This is a genomic window from Paenibacillus silvae (assembly GCF_014639235.1).
In the GTDB taxonomy this organism is placed as follows: Bacteria; Bacillota; Bacilli; order Paenibacillales; family Paenibacillaceae; genus Paenibacillus; species Paenibacillus silvae.
Genome location: NZ_BMFU01000010.1, coordinates 23,784 through 43,107, shown reverse-complemented (window position 1 = coordinate 43,107; position 19,324 = coordinate 23,784). Strand labels below are relative to the sequence as shown.

Here is a 19,324-nt window from a genome sequence, read left to right as displayed (position 1 = left end):
TGTTAGATTGACTTGAGCCTAAGAGCCGCCTGTACGGCGACGCTGATTGTTCGGCTTTTTGTTGTTCTGACTTTTCATAGCCTTTGGTCCGCCTTCAAAGTAAGCACCGGATTGGCCGCCGGAATTGGCCTGTTCCTTCTTCTGTGCCAGCTTCTGACGGATGGCATCCTGCAGGCTGATCTTTTTTGGTTCTTTATTTTCGCTCATTGTATATCCCTCCCGGTCGTGCAGTAAGCCGTCCAAATTGGACGGGATGTACTCATTTTATACGTTTTATAATGGCCTCACAAGGGCAACCTGATAAAATGCCGATTTCCACCAGTTTTGCCTAAGCCAACATTGTTTCTTATTCTCTACAGCCCTGCCTTCTGTAAACTTTGTTTCAGCTTCCCTACAGCCCTGTGGGTTGGCAACACTGTTTCTGTAGACCCACATGATCTGCATTTGGTACCATGATTAAACCGTTACTGGATTTGTGAGAAGCATTAGGAAAAGGAGTGTCGTCCGCTTGAACGCATATGAAGAAATACGTAAAGGCGAGCGAGGGGCCTGGATCAGTATTGCGGCTTACCTCGTTTTGTCAGCATTTAAGCTCATTTGTGGATATCTGTTTGCTTCCAGCGCTTTGATCGCAGACGGCATCAATAATGCTACCGATATTGTGGCATCCGTTGCGGTGCTGGTCGGTCTCCGCATATCGCAAAAACCGCCGGATTCGGATCACGCTTATGGTCATTTTCGGGCAGAGACGATCGCGGCATTAATTGCCTCATTTATTATGGCAGTTGTAGGACTTCAGGTATTGGTCGAAGCAGTTCGATCCTGGTATGCAGGTGATTATGCCGCTCCAAATCTCTGGGCAGCTGGTGTAGCCGTGATCTGTGCTGTGGTCATGCTGGGGGTATACCGTTACAACTCCCGTCTGGCCAAGAAGATTAACAGTCAGGCTTTGCTGGCGGCAGCCAAAGATAATCGTTCTGATGCCTGGGTAAGCATCGGAGCAGCACTTGGCATTGTTGGAGCTCAATTCGGTCTGCCCTGGCTGGATAAAGTAGCAGCAATTCTGGTTGGCCTGCTGATCTGTAAGACAGCTTGGGAAATTTTCCGTGATTCAACCCATTTGCTCACGGATGGTTTTGATCAGAAAGAACTAACGGATTTAAGATCTACCGTTGCTCGTGTTCCCGGTGTCGAGATGATCAAGGATGTGAAGGCGCGTGTGCATGGCAGTCATGTGCTGGTGGATGTGGTCATTGAAGTAGATGGTAGATTAACGCTGGTGCAGGGACATGAAATCTGTGATCAGGTAGAGGAACGATTGAAACGGTCCCACAACATTATGCATGTTCACGTGCATGTGGAGCCTCGAACCGAAGAGGCACATCAACCAACATAATTTTTTTCAACGTGAAAATATAACAATTACGTGTACATCTAAAAAAGAGGACAGACGCAACACGCGCTGTCCTCTTTACTTATATAAGAAACGATTATACGATATTATTGAATCGCAACGTGAATCCAAGCTTTGCCTTTCCAGGTGTACACTTGAACCCATTCGCCGCCGTCGAATCCGTCAACAACCTCACCTGTTGTATCAACGATCTGAGCTCCCAGAGCGCCAATCGGTTTGCCGTTTGGTGCATCATAGAACCAGGTGCGCTCCAGCAGGTTCAGCAGCATTGTTGGTGCAGTGACTTCATCCCCTGGTTTCACAAGAGGCTCTTCAAACTTGATGTCTGTATTGGATGGTGTTTCTGTCGTTGTTGAAGTGCCTTCAGTACCTGTAGAATCAACGGTTGTGCCAGTCACGGTTTCTGCTTTGCCTTCAACGGTCTCTACAGCAGGTTTATTCACTTCAACAGCTGGAGTTGTTTCCGCTGGTGTAGTTGAAGTCGCTTCTGTACCGGATGTTGTGTTTACTGTGCCCGTAACCGCTTCCTCTGCACCCGCAGCGGCAGCCATGGAACCCATCAAAGTTAGAGCAGCGGCAAAACTTACGATTTTTTTCATTTGTTTTTCCTCCTCGGTTAGATATGTAGTTTTTGTTGTCCTGTGTTAAAAATAACCAAGCAACCTAGCCTATGAATCACAAATTATAACAATATTTTCTTTGTTTCTCCAGAGTCAACTGGAGCATTTGCGGGTATATAACAGGCTTGTAAAAATCATACTTTCGTGGCATGGAATCCGGCTTGTTATGTCAATTTAGTCCTGTTTTTTCAGGGGTTTTCGGCGGTTGATGTTGGAATAAAGCAGGAGGGAGCGTAATACATAGATATAGAAAATAGGAAAGTTTACCTGCATGTAAACAAACAAAAGCCGACGTACCCGGAGGCATCATCGGCTTTTGTATGTAATCACATGATTCAGATCAGGCAATAGTGACTTTATCGCATTCGGCTTCTTCCCGTAATGAGGGAGATGACAAAAAGTACAACAAAGATAAAGAACAACACTTTTGCAATGGAAGCTGCGGCTTCAACAATGCCAAAGAAACCAAAGATACCAGCGACCAGCGCAATAATCAGAAAAATAACAGACCATTTCAACATGAGAGATCATCCTTTCGTGATATTGTTTTGGCGTGAACGATGCTGTCTCACTGCCCTGCGTAGTCTAACCTTAACCGGGGTCGAAACTGTTGAAACATGGTGGATTTTTCTTCTTCTAGACGGAATCCCGGGAACACTCTTCTTTTGTTTCGCCCGGTAAATGCCCGGGTACTAAAGCAATAACCAAACCGCACGCAACTATGGAAAGAGAGGTTTTTGTATGATCTATCAACTTAGCGTGGCCCTGATTGCAGTGGCATTTGCTGTACTGGTTTTCTTTTTAATCCGCACCCTGAAAGCGGCTCAGGGCTCACTGGACAACGTATCCCGCACACTGCAAGAAGTGCAAAAAACCGTAGACGAGCTTAGTTATGAAGTAAAGCAGACCGTAAGACATGCCAATGATATCACTGCTGATGTACAGCACAAAATCAAAAAGATTGATCCGGTTCTGGAATCGGTTGAGAATCTGGGAGAAGTGCTCAGTGAAGTGACGGCAGCAGCCAAGCAGGTATCCAGCACACTGATGACCAAGTTTCAGACGAAGCGAGCAGAAGCAGACAAAGCAGCTCAATCCAGTCATGTGACGGCGCCACCTGCAACGCAAACAGAGCGTACGCTGCAATCTTATGATGCTACATATCATGATGAAGCCAAAGGCGGGAAGAACTGGATGGGATATGTGGATATTGCGGCCAACGTATGGCAGCGGCTGCGTAAATAACATGACCGTTTGCTGAATGCTGGTGAAACCTTCAGAGCGGTGATGAACCTGATGAAAGGGTGAGAAACATGATGGAACTACTGTTAGTGACGGTGTTTAGCATAATTTCTCCCTTTTCCGTTCAACCGGCAGCGCCACCTGCTGCTCATGACTTGCAATGGACGGTAATGGAGGAGCAGATGCCGGAGATTACATCGGCGAATGATCGTTCCGAGACGTACGAGCAATTCCGGACTCTGAATGGTGTCTCACTGGAGGAGAGGAAGAATGAATTGCTGGCCCGAATGGGTCAGCCATCCGCGATCAAAGAGGACCCGTACTTGGGATGCGATGAATATCATTTTGATGATGTAAAAGTTGGAATATGCGAAGATACTGGAATGATTCAGTATGTACATGTGGAGGGCTTCCAAGAGCATTGGAGCTTGAACGGCACTGTACTGCCGATGCAGATTGACGCCATTCATCAAGCGCTTGGCGAACCTCATTATGTCGCGGAGGATGGCGAAGTATACCTTCGCGGTCATTATGCGATCAAAGTGTATATGAAACCGGGCTCAAGCGAGATTAGGGGTATTGATTTATTTGATGACACAGTTTCCTGACATCTATCATTCGACTTCCGTTTCAATACAAAATAGTATGGTTATATACTATAAGAGCTCGATAAAGAAGATCAATCAGAGGAGAGTGGAAACGATGAATTCAACCAACGCGCAAGCTTATGCTAAGGTGGTAGAAAACGGAGTTCAGGCAGTAGAAGCGGTGAAAGAGCTGCAAACTACTGGATACTTGGCTGATCATATCTTCGTACTTGCCCATGAGAAGGATCGTACAGATCGCATTGCAGATACTGCAGATGCCAAAGAGATTGGTATCAAGGAAGAAGGGGTGTTTGATTCCATGGCGAATCTGTTCCGCTCACGCGGTGACGAACTTCGGGCCAAGATTGTATCGATGGGTTTCACCGAAGCCGAGGCTGATTTCTACGAAAGTGAATTGGATAAAGGCAAGGTGCTGGTGATTGCCAAAAAGAAAGATTGAACCTTCAAACCTGGCAGCAGGTTTAAGAACGAAGTGAACGTCTTGCGGAACCCTTCCGTAAGGGCTTAATCAAAAACATAGATAAGGAATGGGGTTTACCCCCATTCCTTATCTATGTTTTTGCAAGTTTGAAGGCGGGGCTGTAACAATGCAAAAACAAATGTTTCATGGAAGAAAATGCCCCTTGCTGGTGTGATTTGTGAATAGAAGTTTCATGGTTCTATCCGTATAGTTATACTATGAATTATTATGTCTACTGCCACTTTGAACGCAAAATTTGTATAAATAAGGTTGTTCGCTGAATGCATAATTATCGACAAACCCGGACGCCACAGATAAGGAGAAACAAATGAGAATACTTATTGTTGACGACAATCCGACGAATGTCATTATCATTCGAGAAATTTTGAAAAAGGAAAACTATCGCGATATTGTGACAGCAAGCTCGGCAATGGAGATGTTCGAAATATTGGGGATTGGTGAGGAAGCTAGCGAATTGCGTCCCCAGCCGTCGGATATTGACCTGATTTTGCTGGATATGATGATGCCCGAGATGGATGGCATTGAGGCATGCAGTATTGTGCAGAAATTCGAAAATCTGAAGGATATCCCGATTATTATGGTGACTGCCATCGGCGATTCCAAAAAGCTGGCGGAAGCGCTCGATGCAGGTGCATCTGATTATGTAACAAAACCAATTAACAAAGTGGAGCTGATGGCACGAATTCGATTGGCCTTACGCTTAAAGCAGGAGAAAGACTGGCATAAGGAGCGCGACCAGCGCATACAGGATGAGCTGAAGCTGGCAGCAATGGTACAGAACGCGGTGCTGAGCCATGCGATTGAAGATCCATTGTTCCAGGTGCATGCCATCTACAAACCGTCCTTCGAGCTGGCAGGTGACCTCTATTCGTGGTATCCGCTCGGAGAAGGACGTTATGGCGTATTGCTGCTGGATATGATGGGGCATGGCATATCGTCCTCTCTGTTCACCATGTTTATCGCATCTGTGCTCAAGGATACGGTAACCACTTATGTAGACCCGGAGAAGGTCATTCAGGAGCTGAATCGGCGCTTCAATCAGCTGCATCTCGGTAAACAACTGGTACAGTATTATTTTACTGCCATCTACTTGGTTGTGGATACCCGGATGAAACGCATTGATTATGTGAATGCGGGGCATCCGCCAGCTTTATTTTTCCGCAGTGACGGCAGTGTGACCTCGTTTGACAGCGTATGCTGTCCTGTAGGGCTGTTCGATAAAATGGATATTGAACCACAGACCATTCATTATGAAGGGGATGGACATATTGCACTTTATACGGATGGATTGCTTGAGGCGGTACAGGGAGATCAGGAGCAGCAGCTGGAATTTCTGATCGAACAATTGAAGGGCTCGCATGAATGGAACGAAGAAGCAATGCAGCAGCTGTTTTTTAACGATGATTTGAATCCCGAACGTGATGATGATAAATGTCTGGTGTGGATTACTCTGGATAAAGGGGCGGAAGCTGAATGAAAATCAGGAATAAACTGCTGATTGGTTTTACCGCCTTGATGGTCATTTTAATTGCTCTTACCTTTGTAAGTTATGAACGGCTGAACAGCAGTAATGAGCAGATTGACCAGATGTATCAGGAGCGTTATATGAAAGTGCGCTTTACTTCTGCGGCACGGGGAGAAGTCAATGATATTGCCAAAGTGCTCGCTAACTTGCTGCTTAATCCGACCAATTCCATCAGTGCAGCAGAAGGCGATCTGAAAGAAATGAAGGAAAAGGGCGCTGGATATCTGGAGCAGGTGAGAGACCGTGCAGATACCGCCTCTGAGCATCAGCTTGTAGATCGTGTTAACAATGCATGGGATGCCTATACGAATTATGCCAACAGAATCGTCAGTCTGATGGCGCAAAATCGGGTGCAGGATGCGAACAACTATCGCAATTCCACAGGACTTGCCGTGCAGAAAGAAGCGGTAGATAGCTTGAACGCGCTCTCCCGTTATCAGGATCAGGAGATTGATGCCGAGATCAAGTCTGCCAATGAAGCGTATACCCGAGCGGTCCAGATTACGACGAGTATGATGGTTGCCGGCTTGCTGCTTGCCCTTGGGGTAATCCTGTGGGTGCTTCCGAGTATTACACGCGGTTTGAATACGGTATCTATGATGATTACGAGTTTTGGCAAAGGCAGATATAAAACAATTCAGCGAATTCAGATCAAGTCCACAGATGAGATCGGTCAAATCGCGTCCGTGTTCAAGGACGTTTCGAACGATCTGCAAGAGAAGCAGGAGATCGAGAAGGCCTATGTACAGGCCCAGCAGGATCAGAATTGGATGAGCTCCAACATTGCAAGAGTGCCTGAATTGCTCCGGGGCATCGGATCCATTCGTCAAATTTCCCAGATGTTTATCAGTGAATTTACACCTGTGCTTGGTGCTCAGCTGGGTGTGGTGTATCTGATCGACGAGGAAAAGCATCCGGATGAACTGAGACGTTACGGTTCCTATGCTTTTGAAGAGAATGGAGAACTTGGCCGAGAAGTCTATCGAGTCGGGGAAGGTTTGATTGGTCAAGCGGCGCTGGACATGAGTCCGATTGTTTTGGATCACACTCCTGATCATTATGTAAGCATCGGTTCGGCTTCTGGCTCGTCAAGGGCTGCCGGCATTATGATCTACCCTGTAGTGTTTGAAGACGAGTTGATTGGTGTCGTTGAACTGGCTTCCTTCGAAGGATTCAGTGAGCTTCATAAACAGCTGTTTGCTCAGCTCATTATGAATTTGGGTGTCATTCTTAACAATGTGCGGCGGCGTCTGCGTGTCGAGGAGCTGCTGCGGGAGTCTCAGGCCCTTACCGAGGAATTGCAAGTGCAGTCCGAGGAGCTGCAGACACAGCAGGAAGAATTGCGTCGCTCCAATGAGAACCTGGAGGAACAGACAGGTGCACTGAAAAAGTCCGAAGAACTGCTGCAGCGTCAACAGGAGGAACTGGAGCATTTTAATACCGAATTGATAGCCAAGACCCGGGCGCTGGAAGAGCAGGTTCGGGAAGTGGAAGAGAAAAATGATGAAATTGAGAAAACAAAGACACAGCTTGAACAGCAGGCCATGCAGTTGTCGATGACCAGCAAGTACAAGTCGGAATTTCTGGCCAATATGTCGCATGAACTGCGAACGCCGCTGAACAGTCTGCTCATATTGTCTCAATTATTGTCGGAGAACAAGGATGGCAATCTCAGCAGCAAGCAGCAGGAATATGCGCAAACCATTTATATGTCGGGAGCCGACCTGCTCAAAATGATTGACGAAATCCTGGACTTGTCGAAAGTGGACGCGGGCAAGATGGATATCAATTATGAGATGGTACGCATGGATGAGCTGACGAGCTTTGTTACTCAGAACTTTGGGCCGATGGCGAACAAGAAAGAACTGGACCTCCATATTGATTTTGACACTTCACTGCCGGATTGGGTCTATACAGACAGTCATCGTGTAAAGCAAATTTTACGCAATCTGCTGTCGAACGCATTCAAGTTCACAAACCGTGGTTCGGTGACGCTGAATGCACGGCGAATGAAGCCGGATGAGCTGCCTGGATATCTGAATACGAATCAGGACTATCTCGGCTTCAGCATCAAAGATACAGGGATTGGCATTCCGTCAGATAAAACAGATCTGATCTTTGAAGCGTTCCAGCAGGTGGATGGTACCACCAGCCGTAAATATGGGGGGACTGGTCTTGGCTTGTCCATCAGCCGTGAGCTGGCACGCCTGCTTGGCGGAGCTATACAGGTGGAATCCTCGGAAGGGGTCGGAAGCACCTTTACGCTGTTCCTGCCTGATAATCATGAAGAAGCCGAGCTGGCGGAGGAAGAAGCGACCCGGGAAGCGGCGGTCTCTTCGGAGCCATATCAGGAGCAGCAGTCCTACATGGCAACCGAGCGCTCGTCTCATCAATCCATTCTCGCTCCTGATCCGGAACGCAGCCGGGTATCCCATCTAACCCCAGCTCGCCATTCAGAGCAAGCCCGAATCAAGGATGATCTGGAGCATCTGATGGAAGGCGACAAAACACTGCTGATTATTGAAGATGATGTGAAGTTTGCGCAAATTTTGATGGATATGGCGAGAGGAAGAGGCTTCAAGGCACTGGTTGCTCTGCAAGGAGATATCGGCCTGGAGATGGCTCGTGAATATTTGCCAGATGCCATCATTCTGGATATTCAGCTGCCCGTGATGGACGGATGGACCATTCTTGGGGAGTTAAAAAGCAGCTCGGTGACACGTCATATTCCGGTGCATGTCATCTCCGTTGTTGATGATATGAAGCAGGGATTGATGATGGGAGCCATTGCATATCTGAAGAAACCTTCCAGCAAGGATTCACTGGATAAAGCTTTCTCACATATCGAATCCTATACCGCCAATCAGTTGAAACGTCTGCTCATTGTGGAGGATGACGAGATTCAGCGTAAAGCAATCATTGAATTAATCGGTCATGATGATGTTGCGATTACTGCCGTTTCAACGGGCCAGGAAGCACTAAATGAGCTGCACAGCCAGCGTTACGATTGTATGGTGCTGGATCTGATGCTGACGGATATGACCGGCTTTGAGCTGCTGGACCAGATTCGTGACGATGAATATTTGAATGATCTGCCAATTATTATTTATACAGGCAAAGAGCTGGATTCCAAGGAAGAGCTGAAGCTTCGCAAATATGCAGAATCGATCATTATCAAAGATGTGAAGTCGCCGGAACGTCTGCTGGATGAAACTACCTTGTTCTTGCATCGGGTAGAGGCTAACCTGCCAGAAGACAAGCGCCGCATTTTGCAGAAGCTGCACAATAAAGAAACCTTGTTTGAAGGCAAGAAGATTTTACTTGTGGATGACGATATTCGGAATGTGTTTGCGTTATCCAGTGTGCTTGAGGGATATCGGATGGATGTCACGTTTGCCGAGAACGGCCGTGAAGCGCTTGAAGCACTAGAGAACAATCCTGAATTTGATCTCGTGCTTATGGACATGATGATGCCAGAGATGGACGGTTATGAAGCGATGACCCGGATCAGGCAGAATCCAAGGTTTGAGAAGCTGCCGATTATAGCACTTACGGCCAAGGCGATGAAAGAAGACCGCAGCAAGTGTATCGAGGCCGGAGCATCCGATTATGTGAAGAAACCGATTCAAACGGATCAATTATTGTCATTAATGCGGGTATGGCTGTATTCGTAAGTGGATTGTTTGGGTAATGAAGGACAATAACGAATACGCAAGTAACCAATGATGAAGTGGAGAGAAGCTATGACACCGTGGGAACCTAACGAGACGGGAGCAGATTCAGTCCGTGTACCGCAAGAGGAAGAGCGCGAACTGATCGAGATTGAATTGCTGCTGGAAGGAATGCATCGTTTATATGGGTATGATTTCAGGAATTATGCGCTGCCATCACTGAGACGAAGAATCTGGCATTATGCGCATGCAGAAGGTGTGAAAACCATATCCGGGCTGCAGGAGAAGGTGCTGCACAACCGTTCATCCTTTGAACGGTTTGTGCAGAACCTGTCTATTCCTGTAACGGAAATGTTTCGCGACCCATCGCTTTTCCGCATGTTTCGGGAAAAGATCATTCCGATTCTGAGAACCTATCCATACATCCGGATCTGGCATGCAGGCTGCTCTACAGGTGAAGAAGTGTATTCCATGGCGATTATGCTGCATGAGGAAGGGCTGTATGACAAGGCGCGAATCTACGCAACAGATATGAATGATCGTTCACTGCAGCAGGCCAAAGAAGGCGTGTACGGCATTGAGAAAATGAAGTTATTTACAACGAACTATCTGGAGGCAGGGGGCACCAAAGCCTTCTCCGAATACTATACAGCGAAGTATAATTCCGTTATATTTCACCCGTTTCTGCAGAAAAATATTATTTTTGCCGAGCATAACCTGGCAACAGATCGGTCATTTAATGAGTTTAACGTCATTTTTTGCCGGAACGTCATGATCTATTTTAATGATGAGCTGCGAAACCATGTGCACGGGCTGTTTCATGAGAGCTTGAGCCATTTCGGTATACTCGTTCTGGGGTCCAAAGAATCCATTCATTTTACAGAATTCAGTGATGCCTATGAGCCATTAGACCGAACCGAAAAAATATACCGGAAGATCAAATAGGGGGTTAGGCTTAGCTATGGGGCTCAATGAACCAATCCACATATTACTGGTAGATGACCGCCCTGAGAACCTGCTTGCGCTGGAGGCGGTTCTGGAATCCGAACAGTACAAACTCGTCAAGGCGACTTCTGGAGAAGAGGCACTCCGTTGTTTGCTCAAGGATGAATTTGCGGTCATTGTACTTGATGTGCAGATGCCTGGGATGGACGGGATTGAGACAGCAAAATTAATCAAGGCACGGGACAAATCGAAGGATGTGCCTATCATTTTCATCTCTGCGAACAGCAGGGAGGCTGAGCATTTGTTTGCCGGTTATTCAGCGGGGGCTATTGATTATATGGTCAAACCGTTTATCCCCCAGATTTTAAAGTCCAAAATTGAAGGTTTCGTAGAGATGTTCCTCTCGAACAAAAGGCTGAAAACCCAGACGATGCTGCTTCATCAGAAGACACAGGAGCTGGAGAAGATCAACCAGCAGCTCGTTCAGGCCAAGGAAGAAGCCGAAATTGCGGCTAATGCCAAAACCGAATTCCTGGCGATGATGAGCCATGAAATCCGTACACCGATGAACGGAGTTATTGGCATGGTTGATCTGCTGATGGAAACCGACTTGAAGGAAGATCAGAAGGAGTATGTCGATATCGTTCGCCGAAGTGCGGATGCACTCGTTACTGTAATTAATGACATTCTTGATTTTACCAAGATGGAGTCTGGAAAAATGGAGCTGGAGGAGCACCCGTTTGAGCTGGTGTGCTGTATCCGTGAAGTGCTTGGGCTGTTCGCTGCAGAGGCAGGCAAGAAAAATCTGGAGCTGGATTATTTCCTTGAGGATTCTGTGCCAGAATTAATCTACGGGGACATGGCCCGGCTTCGCCAGGTGCTGCTGAATTTGATTGCCAATGCAGTCAAATTTACGGATCACGGCGGTGTATACCTGATTGTATCGGTGAAGGAGGAGGCGGGAGGCAGCATGTCTCTGGAATTTGCCGTGAAGGATACCGGAATAGGTATCGCGTCAGATAAGGTAGATCGTTTATTCCAGCCCTTCTCCCAGCTCGATACGTCCATGACCCGAAAATACGGTGGAACAGGCCTTGGTCTGGCGATATGCAAAACGTTGGTTGAAATGATGGGTGGACAGATTTATCTTGACACCTCGGAGAAACAAGGGGCAACGTTTGTATTCACCATTCAGGCCAAGCGTTTTGTTGAAGCGGAACTGGTGCAGAGGAACGGTGAAGAGAATGTAACAGATGTGGAGAACGAGGGCCAGCATCCAACCGTGCTCATTGTGGATGATCACCCGATCAATCAGAAGTTGATGGCGATCATGCTGCACAAATTGGGGCTGCTCTCCGATATTGCGGAGGATGGTCAGAAGGCGCTGGATATGGTGAAGGCAAGTCCGTCACAGTATGATTTTGTATTTATGGATTTACAGATGCCGGTAATGGACGGTCTGGAATGCACGAAGCGCATACGTGAGACCGTACCCCAGCAGCTGCAGCCTGTTATTATTGCGATGACGGCTAATGTGATGGAAGGCATCCAGCAGCGCTGTACAGAAGCCGGAATGGATGATTATATCAGCAAGCCGGTGAAGATGGGCAGTGTCAAACAGAAGCTTGCACATTTTCAGAAGAAACGTCAGGTCGTGAATCCAGGCGGTTCAGCGATGAATCAGGCGAATTGAAACTTTTACCAGTTTTGTTTTCTGATTCACTTGCCCGTAAGTTGGGTTATAAGGTAAGGAAACCAATGATCAGGAGAGAGATGTCTAATGAATACAAATAAAAATGAAAAATTCAATGCAAGAACCGAGACACATGACGGTGTATGCACAGTGTATCTGACTGGCGAGCTGGATTTGTCGGTTGCTCCTGACTTCCGTTTGGTAATGGAACCACTGGTGGATAATAAGGAGCAGGACCTCATCATTAACATGAAAGAATTAAAGTACATCGATAGCACAGGGATTGGTATCCTGTTATCTGTTCTCAAGGCCAGACATGGAATGGAAGCTCGCTTTGAAGTACAGGAAGTTCCTGCGCAAATTCAGAAACTTTTTGATATGACGGGTATAGCCAAATTCTTTGTTACACAGAAGAATTCCCAATAGGAAAGGATCGAAAAAGGAATGAATGCAGAAGTTCAAAGAGTGACTCTTAATTTACCGGCGACAGCTGAATATGTGGATATTGTAAGACTTAATCTGTATGGTGTTGCGTCCAAAATGGGATTCTCTTACGAAGACATTGAGGATATGAAGGTTGCTGTGTCGGAAGCCTGTAACAACTCCGTATTATATGCCTACTCCCATGAAGGCGGCATGGTTGAAGTTGTATTTGAAGTGAATGGCGAGTCGCTTGCGATCACTGTCAAGGACGAGGGTGCCAGCTTCGAGCATGTGAACCCGGCAGTATCACGTTCCGGCCTTCATGACAAAGAGCTGACAGACGCTCAGATCGGCGGTTTGGGATTCTATCTCATGCAAGCCCTGATGGACGATGTCAGTGTGGAAAGTGAGACGGGCAAAGGTACGAAAGTAGTACTCGTAAAACGTCTTGCCAAAAGTGAGGAGAAAGTATGAATGAAAAAGTGACTCCCCCAGAGTCCATGTCTGAAGCGATCGGTTTGATCTGGGAATACCAGCAAACACAGGATAACGAGATCGCAACCGTTCTTATCCGTAAATATGAACCGATGGTCAAAATGGCAGCGGGTAAAATTGCCCGGAATCGACCCGATCTGTATGAGGATCTGTATCAGACCGGCCAGATGGCTTTGATTCGGTTGCTGAAGCAATACGATATTAATCTGGGGATTCCGTTTGAACCGTATGCGATGAAAAGCATGATTGGCCATATGAAAAACTATCTTCGCGATAAATCCTGGTACATTCAAGTGCCAAGAAGGATCAAGGAAAAAGGCGCATTGGTGCAGCATGCCATTGATGAGTTAACGGTGAAGCTGGAGCGTTCACCCGGTGTTAACGAAATTGCCGAGTATCTTGATCTGTCACCGGAGGAGACGATTGAGGTTCTCGCTGGCCGCGAATGTTATCACTATGTATCACTGGATTCTCCATTATCCCAGGATGATAGTGCAGCGACCTTAGGCGAGCTGATCAGCGCAGATGTCAATGACTTCGATTCGGTTGAAAAACGGATGGATCTGCAGCAGGCATTGGGACAGCTGAAGGAACAAGAGCAGAAAGTACTTATTTTAGCATTTCAGGATGGACAGTCACAGCGAGCTATTGCGCAGAAGCTGGGCGTGTCGCAGATGAGTGTATCCCGGATTCAAAAGCGTGCTACGGAAAAATTGAAGCAGATTATGTCTAACGCTTCCTTGCTATGATCTATCATATTTATAGTTGCCTGAATACGGCTTGATAAGGACACGGTATTGCGCTGGAATGCATACGTGTCCTTTTTTGAATTCATCAGACGGGTCGCATGACCCGGCAAAGGACAGAAAACATGTGTCCAGGAGGAAAATCAAATGCAGCAAATGGAACGTGAGGCCCGTCGTGATCAGTTATTCTGTTCAGAGGGTTGGCAGTGGTGGGATTGGGTCGCGCCCGATGCCAGCAGTATGGAACGTACGATTGATGATCTGGCAAAGGCGTTTCCTGATATGGATTACTGGCTGCGTAAAATACCGGAGGTCGAATCGAATTATCTGTCGGTACGTTATGTAAATGGAACAGAAGCCGTGATTTTTGGTTCCTTATTATATGCGGTGAAAAACGAGAGGGAGGATACCCGGAGAGGAAATCAGATGTTCTTTTACGTTGATCGCCATCATCTGGTTACCCTTAATCTGGATGATAACACAAGAGAGATCATGAAAACGGGCGAACGTGTTCACATACTGCAGCAGTGTACTCAGGCCAATGAAGGCATGTTTGTGCTGTTTCGGGCTATTCTGCATTATTACCATGTGGGCATGGACCATTTTGAGATGAACCTGCGTGATCTGGAGCGCAAGATGGAGAGCCGTAATGCACGTACATTAATGGATCAGATTCTGGCGGCCCGGTTTGAACTGCTGTACTGGAGTAATCTGTTTATTCCTTATTCCGAATTAATGGCAGCTTCCAAGGAGGCTTACCTTCAGGAGATTACAAAGAATCGTTTCTACCAGCAGCTTCAGTACCGTGTCGAGCGGATGGAATGTCTGTTCCAGCATTATGAAAAAGAGATTGATACCCTTATTTCGATCGACAATGCGATATCGGGAGTCCGTGGCAACGAAATTATGAAAACATTGACGATTGTAACGTCCGTGTTCACTCCGGCTACAGCAGCAGGGGCGATCTGGGGTATGAACTTTGAGAATTTACCTCTGATCGACAAGACATGGGGCGTGGTGCTTGTTATTGTGCTGATCCTGCTCAGCATGCTCGGTATGTACCTGTGGATGATGATGAAAGGATGGACAGGAGATCTGTTAAAAGTGAAATCTTCCCAGTCCTCCGCACAGGGGAACCGGGACAAAGGAAAAGAGGAACCGCGATAGTCACAGACCGGGCGGTTCCTCTTTTATTTTTTGTAATCTTCGATGTAACCAAGCAGGTCGGCAATATACTGGCCCACGATGGGCATGTTAACGAACTGACTAAGAATAAAGGCGAGTAAACCAAGTACGACAAACGTCCCTACGGTTAATCCAAGTCCTCGAGCCATACCTGCGGTGAAATTGGTGATGATACGTTTTTTGGGATTGCTGTAATTTTCGATGATATCTTTGATCTGCGCTCTCTCCAGACTGTCAGCAATCTGATCAAGGCGTGTATTCAGCCGTTTGACCTCGTGCCTTAGCTCAAAAGGATGTTCATTGATGTCATACTGCTGTGCTGGAGGTGCTCCTGTGATGGGGGTGTTTCCGTTCATTGTGACTTTACTCATGTACCTCTCCTCCGTCTGCTCAGGATATGTTCAGGATAATAAATAGCCAGCTGCTTGCAGCTGGCTATGTATTGCTAGACTCTGTAAGAGCAATTTACAAGCTGGTTGAGTTCAGTTCTTTACGTGCATCTTCCTTCGCTTCTACGGAAGCAGCAGCCACTTCTTCAGATGCACGGGAAGCTTCTTCCGCAACATCAGCAGATGCTTTTTTTACAGAATCCATGACGTCATTGCGACCTTGGTTTACCGTTTTAGCCAGATCGGACGTTTTGGCTGACACCGTTTTGGCAAGCTCGGAAGCTTTATCTCCAACAACCGTTGCCACTTCTTTCGTACGATCCGTTACCAGGTTTACTTTTTCAGAAAGGTCACCGCGCAGCTCGCGTCCTGGTTTAGGGGCGAAGAGCAGGGCTGCCGCAGCGCCCAGCAATCCTCCGATGAAAAGACCTTTGGCGAATGTCGAACCGCTTTGTACTGGATACTGTTCTTCTGCTTTATTCATGTTTAATCACTCCTTAATGTTCTGTTCGTGTTTACTTACTTCGTATATAAACGCTGTGTCCTTCGGTGAAACAACGAAATGCCGGATGAATAAACTGGAAAATGAAGGAATCGGTTATCGGCCTGCTTGTTTGATGCCCTGCAACAAACATATCACCCAGACAAGACCGGATGCAAATCCTGCAAGTACATCTGTAGGATAATGAACCCCCAGCATAATTCGGCTAAGACCGATAAAGACAATAAAGAAGATACCGAGTATCACTGGAAGCCATCTTTGGAGGGGCCTGTGTTGCCTCCACTCCAAAGCCCAGATCACAAAAAGCATACCGTAGAAGCCCATGGAAATCATGGCATGACCACTGGGATAACTATAACCGTGGGCAGCAAGCAGATGCTCCAGCTCGGGCCGGCTTCTTCGGAAGATTTCTTTTAGTAAGGTGTTCAGCATCCACATCATCGCAAAGCTTGTACAGATCACATAGCCATAGATCGTCGCTCGGGGACGTCGCTGTACAAAGCAGATCAGGGCGAAGCCTGCTGCCGCTAAGACCGATATTTTGAAAGAACCGAGTGCAGTGATCCATGAAGTATAGGGCAGCAGGAGCAGGCGAGCTTCCGAATTCAGGTAGAACAGCTGCTGAATCCGTTCGTCCAGCGTCAAAATGCGATCTGGTCCCATCCATACCCCGATACCTGCCAATAATAAAACCATCGCTGTACTGAGAAGAGAAGCAAGCAGTGTATATTTCAGTAAAGGCTGTATAGGGACAGGGACGCCCTGTTGCGGATCAGATGAGAGAGGTTTAGAATTTCGTAGCATCAATCGTATCTCCTTCAACGAAAGTGTGGTGCATTATGAAAACTGATCATGTTTTACCCAAAAGGTCTGTCGAAAAAACTGTAAAAGTGTCGTTTTTGTACTATACTAATGAGGATATCCCATGCGGCGCCGTGACGCAAAGCAGAGATAAATTCGGGAGTGTATATGTAAGTTGACATCGACTTGCATGTACAAGAATTTGGCAATATAAAGGAGAGAAAGTCGCATGGAGAGTGCGCTGTTAGTTAAAGAATACCGTGCTGGTGTGATGGAATGTGCCCACTACGGACATATATGTATTACAGATGAGCATGGTCGTGTTGTATATTCGGCTGGTGATCCTCATTTCAGAGCTTTTACCCGATCATCTGCGAAACCATTTCAAGCCATTCCGGGTATTCGTGCCGGCATTGACCACCACTATAATCTGGAGCCGCAGGAGATTGCCATCATGGCATCATCCCATCGCTCTGAACCGGAGCATATCCGGGTGCTGGCACAATTGGCTGGCAAAATCGGACTTGGCGAGGAATGTCTGATCTGTGCACCAAGTTATCCGTTAAATGAAGAGAGCCGCAACGACTGGCTGCGCGCCCAAGGAGAGAAGCGCCGTATGCTGCACAACTGCTCGGGGAAACACCTCGGCATTCTGGGCTACAGCCAGATGAAACAGCTTGATCTGAGCAGTTATGCCGAGCCGCATCATCCCGTGCAGCAGGAAATACTTCACACGCTGGCAGGTCTGGCAGGTATTGAAGTAACAGATATTCAGCTTGGGACGGATGGCTGCGGCTTTCCGGTATTTTCGCTGCCGCTGTCTGCACTGGCAAGTGCATACCTCAAGCTGGCTTGCCCTGATCTGATTGCCGATGCACCGACACGTACCGCTGTAGAAACAATCACTGCGGCAATGAACCAGCATCCGCTGATGGTGGGTGGTACGAACCGGGTGGATTCCGTGCTGCTGGAGGACGATAACATTGTAGCCAAGGGTGGATTTAAGGGTGTGTTTGGTTTTGCGCTGAAAAAAGAGAGACTTGGCATCACGTTTAAAGTGCTGGACGGCTCCGAGGAAGAATGGGCTTCTATCGCACAATCGATTCTGGAGCAGATCGGATATGCTAACAAAGCAACCATTGCAAGGCTGGCCGAAGCATTTCCTGCTGGTATTCGTAATGATGCAGGCACGCTTGTCGGACATATGGACAGTGAATTTGTGCTGAACTCATGATTAGATAGCGAGTAACCTTTAGAAGGAACGTGATTAGAATAACCGGGCGCCGGGTAAAAATCACATACCAATTGGTATTGATCTATAAAATTCTAAACACGCATGGAATACTGCTGCAAGGCAGTTCCAATCCCCTGGAGGTGGATGAATATGATTAAAGTAGTGACATCGGAAGAAAGACACACGTCGGATCGGGGCTGGATACACAGTGAATTCAGCTTTTCTTTTGCAGATTATGAGGACCCTAGCAACGCCCATTTCGGATGTTTGTTAGCTCATAATGACAACACGCTGATGCCGCAGGAAGGCTTTAAGAAACATCCACATCATAATCTCGAAATTGTCAGCTATGTGATATCAGGAACACTCAAGCATGTGGACAGCATGGGTACAGAACAGCTGCTGGAGGCGGGAACGGCTCAGGTTATGAGTGCAGGCACGGGCGTGGAGCATTCGGAAACGAACCCGTCTGAGGATGAGCCGGTACGTTTTCTGCAGATGTGGTTTCTTCCCTCTCATCGAGAGCTGAAGCCATCCTATGCTTATCGTAAAATAGAAGAAGATGCATATTTGAACCGCCTGTATCCGATGGTATCAGGCACATCAGATCGAGCGAATGAGAGTTTGAACGAGAATGGTCTGCGTATCGCTCAGGACGTAACCTGTTATCTATCCAAGCTGGAGTCGGGCAAAAAATTAATGTTTCCCCAGCATGAGGAGCGCCGTACCCATCTCTTTCTGATGAACGGTCATCTCGAACTCCAGTGCTTGGATGGCAATTTTGATCTCAAGCCGGGTGATGCCGCCAGAATTCGCAAAAGCTGTGATCTGCAGATGACAAGCGCAGGCAGCGAGCCAGCTGAATTTGTACTGATTGATCTGCCTTAAAGTCAAGAGCATGGCGAAATACAAGGCTGGAACAAGAAATAAGAAACAAGTAAACAGGAAATAGGAAATAGGGAATAGCCAAAAAGGACTTGTCCTGTATCAGTATGCTGATGCAAGACAAGTCCTTTTTTTGATTGTGAGCTTTGTCGGATGCAGGGTAATCTTCAAGTCAACGCTTATTTACGCAGCTTACCCAGTTCGGAAGCAACGGCCTCCACTTCGGAGATGCTCAGGTGCTCTTTGCTCATCACCATCTCGTATAAATCCTGCAGATCCTCATATTTCTCAAGTGGAAATGCTGAAGCTTGCATTGCCGCGCCGCTGGCCATCCGCAGTTTGGTTTTGATCGCTTCAATCATATATTCCATGTTTTCTGCTGTTGCTTGTGTTAAATCCATCGTTCACTTCATCCTTTCCATCTCCGGGGATGGGTTGATCTGATCCTTTTTCCAAACGGAAACT

Annotated in this window: 21 protein-coding genes; 14 read left to right on the top strand and 7 right to left on the bottom strand. The window is 47.1% G+C overall.

The window, feature by feature from the left end:
* Nucleotides 1-18: 18 nt before the first annotated feature.
* Entirely contained in the window at nucleotides 19-207 is a 189-nt protein-coding gene (locus tag IEW26_RS24030) for a hypothetical protein (RefSeq protein ID WP_111268396.1), read from the bottom strand.
* Between the two features lie 301 nt (nucleotides 208-508).
* Between IEW26_RS24030 and IEW26_RS24025 the strand changes: the two genes are divergently transcribed.
* Nucleotides 509-1,396 carry a cation diffusion facilitator family transporter gene (locus tag IEW26_RS24025; RefSeq protein ID WP_145406030.1) on the top strand — a complete coding sequence of 296 codons (888 nt, stop codon included), beginning with the start codon at nucleotides 509-511 and terminating at the stop codon, nucleotides 1,394-1,396.
* Between the two features lie 104 nt (nucleotides 1,397-1,500).
* Here the strand turns inward: IEW26_RS24025 and IEW26_RS24020 are convergent, their stop codons facing one another.
* Nucleotides 1,501-2,013 (bottom strand): hypothetical protein, encoded by a 513-nt coding sequence (locus IEW26_RS24020; protein ID WP_188594210.1) that lies wholly within the window; start codon nucleotides 2,011-2,013, stop codon nucleotides 1,501-1,503.
* A 377-nt stretch (nucleotides 2,014-2,390) separates the two neighbouring features.
* Complete coding sequence (locus IEW26_RS24015) at nucleotides 2,391-2,555, bottom strand: DUF1328 domain-containing protein (RefSeq protein WP_090924476.1); 165 nt, start codon at nucleotides 2,553-2,555, stop codon at nucleotides 2,391-2,393.
* A gap of 220 nt (nucleotides 2,556-2,775) precedes the next feature.
* On the opposite strand from IEW26_RS24015, the gene IEW26_RS24010 reads away from it, so the two are divergent.
* The 11 genes from IEW26_RS24010 to IEW26_RS23960 all read left to right on the top strand — a co-directional run bounded on the left by IEW26_RS24010 (nucleotide 2,776) and on the right by IEW26_RS23960 (nucleotide 15,030).
* Nucleotides 2,776-3,279: a DUF948 domain-containing protein gene (locus tag IEW26_RS24010; RefSeq protein WP_188594209.1), complete on the top strand. Its 504-nt coding sequence runs from the start codon at nucleotides 2,776-2,778 to the stop codon at nucleotides 3,277-3,279.
* A 68-nt stretch (nucleotides 3,280-3,347) separates the two neighbouring features.
* A complete protein-coding gene (locus tag IEW26_RS24005; RefSeq protein WP_229730005.1) occupies nucleotides 3,348-3,884 on the top strand; it encodes a hypothetical protein in 537 nt (178 codons plus the stop codon).
* A 94-nt stretch (nucleotides 3,885-3,978) separates the two neighbouring features.
* The gene (locus IEW26_RS24000) at nucleotides 3,979-4,323 is read left to right on the top strand and encodes a YflT domain-containing protein (protein WP_188594207.1); all 345 of its coding nucleotides are present in this window, start codon (nucleotides 3,979-3,981) and stop codon (nucleotides 4,321-4,323) included.
* A gap of 349 nt (nucleotides 4,324-4,672) precedes the next feature.
* On the top strand, nucleotides 4,673-5,842 hold the full coding sequence (locus IEW26_RS23995; protein ID WP_145406033.1) for a PP2C family protein-serine/threonine phosphatase: 1,170 nt from the start codon (nucleotides 4,673-4,675) through the stop codon (nucleotides 5,840-5,842).
* On the top strand, nucleotides 5,839-9,564 hold the full coding sequence (locus IEW26_RS23990) for a response regulator (RefSeq protein WP_188594206.1): 3,726 nt from the start codon (nucleotides 5,839-5,841) through the stop codon (nucleotides 9,562-9,564). The genes IEW26_RS23995 and IEW26_RS23990 overlap by 4 nt, the downstream gene beginning before the upstream one ends.
* A 69-nt stretch (nucleotides 9,565-9,633) precedes the next feature.
* On the top strand, nucleotides 9,634-10,506 hold the full coding sequence (locus IEW26_RS23985) for a CheR family methyltransferase (RefSeq protein WP_188594205.1): 873 nt from the start codon (nucleotides 9,634-9,636) through the stop codon (nucleotides 10,504-10,506).
* 16 nt (nucleotides 10,507-10,522) lie between these two features.
* Nucleotides 10,523-12,199: a hybrid sensor histidine kinase/response regulator gene (locus tag IEW26_RS23980; protein WP_188594204.1), complete on the top strand. Its 1,677-nt coding sequence runs from the start codon at nucleotides 10,523-10,525 to the stop codon at nucleotides 12,197-12,199.
* An 87-nt stretch (nucleotides 12,200-12,286) separates the two neighbouring features.
* A complete protein-coding gene (locus IEW26_RS23975) occupies nucleotides 12,287-12,625 on the top strand; it encodes an STAS domain-containing protein (RefSeq protein ID WP_110898366.1) in 339 nt (112 codons plus the stop codon).
* Nucleotides 12,626-12,643: 18 nt separating this feature from the next.
* Nucleotides 12,644-13,096: an anti-sigma B factor RsbW gene (rsbW, locus tag IEW26_RS23970; protein WP_145406036.1), complete on the top strand. Its 453-nt coding sequence runs from the start codon at nucleotides 12,644-12,646 to the stop codon at nucleotides 13,094-13,096.
* Nucleotides 13,093-13,866 (top strand): sigma-70 family RNA polymerase sigma factor, encoded by a 774-nt coding sequence (locus IEW26_RS23965; RefSeq protein WP_111268407.1) that lies wholly within the window; start codon nucleotides 13,093-13,095, stop codon nucleotides 13,864-13,866. Before rsbW ends, IEW26_RS23965 begins: the two co-directional genes overlap by 4 nt.
* A 144-nt stretch (nucleotides 13,867-14,010) precedes the next feature.
* Entirely contained in the window at nucleotides 14,011-15,030 is a 1,020-nt protein-coding gene (locus IEW26_RS23960; protein WP_229730004.1) for a magnesium transporter CorA family protein, read from the top strand.
* A gap of 23 nt (nucleotides 15,031-15,053) precedes the next feature.
* On the opposite strand, the gene IEW26_RS23955 is transcribed toward IEW26_RS23960, so the two are convergent.
* The 3 genes from IEW26_RS23955 to IEW26_RS23945 form a co-directional block, all read right to left on the bottom strand.
* Nucleotides 15,054-15,419 carry a DUF5665 domain-containing protein gene (locus tag IEW26_RS23955; RefSeq protein WP_145406038.1) on the bottom strand — a complete coding sequence of 122 codons (366 nt, stop codon included), beginning with the start codon at nucleotides 15,417-15,419 and terminating at the stop codon, nucleotides 15,054-15,056.
* Nucleotides 15,420-15,513: 94 nt separating this feature from the next.
* Nucleotides 15,514-15,921 (bottom strand): YtxH domain-containing protein, encoded by a 408-nt coding sequence (locus IEW26_RS23950; RefSeq protein ID WP_145406039.1) that lies wholly within the window; start codon nucleotides 15,919-15,921, stop codon nucleotides 15,514-15,516.
* Between the two features lie 114 nt (nucleotides 15,922-16,035).
* A complete protein-coding gene (locus IEW26_RS23945) occupies nucleotides 16,036-16,743 on the bottom strand; it encodes a phosphatase PAP2 family protein (RefSeq protein ID WP_188594203.1) in 708 nt (235 codons plus the stop codon).
* A gap of 226 nt (nucleotides 16,744-16,969) precedes the next feature.
* Here IEW26_RS23945 and IEW26_RS23940 point away from each other — a divergent pair, with 226 nt between their 5' ends.
* A complete protein-coding gene (locus IEW26_RS23940; RefSeq protein WP_188594202.1) occupies nucleotides 16,970-17,974 on the top strand; it encodes an asparaginase in 1,005 nt (334 codons plus the stop codon).
* 150 nt (nucleotides 17,975-18,124) lie between these two features.
* A complete protein-coding gene (locus IEW26_RS23935) occupies nucleotides 18,125-18,862 on the top strand; it encodes a pirin family protein (RefSeq protein ID WP_188594201.1) in 738 nt (245 codons plus the stop codon).
* A gap of 176 nt (nucleotides 18,863-19,038) precedes the next feature.
* On the opposite strand, the gene IEW26_RS23930 is transcribed toward IEW26_RS23935, so the two are convergent.
* On the bottom strand, nucleotides 19,039-19,260 hold the full coding sequence (locus IEW26_RS23930; protein WP_123065974.1) for a DUF1128 domain-containing protein: 222 nt from the start codon (nucleotides 19,258-19,260) through the stop codon (nucleotides 19,039-19,041).
* Nucleotides 19,261-19,324 lie beyond the last annotated feature (64 nt).